Annotated in this window: 1 pseudogene; it reads left to right on the top strand. The window is 35.4% G+C overall.

What is annotated here, in order from left to right:
- Nucleotides 1-291: pseudogene (locus DPV95_RS10480) on the top strand (histone); the annotation flags it as partial.

Raw genomic sequence — 291 nt, 5'->3', positions numbered from 1 at the left:
CTGAAGATAAAGCAAAAGAAGTAAAAAAAGCAGTTTCAGAAGCAAAAGATGAAGCTGCAGATAAAGCATCTGAGCTAAAAGATGCAGCTGAAGATAAAACTGTAGAAGCAAAAGAAGCGGCTTCAGAAGCAAAAGATACAGTTGTAGACAAAGTAGTTAAATTCAAAGATGCAGTTGTAGATAAAGTTGCTGAAGTAAAAAATGCAGTTTTTGAAGTAAAAGATGAAGCTGCTGATAAAGCGGCTGAGTTAAAAGATGAAGCTGAAGATAAAGCTGCTGAAGTGAAAGATG

It is taken from the genome of Haemophilus parainfluenzae (assembly GCF_003252755.1).
Lineage (GTDB): Bacteria > Pseudomonadota > Gammaproteobacteria > Enterobacterales > Pasteurellaceae > Haemophilus_D > Haemophilus_D parainfluenzae_N.
The sequence above is the reverse complement of the archived record's forward strand: the minus strand, read 5'-3'. Positions and strand labels throughout refer to the sequence as shown.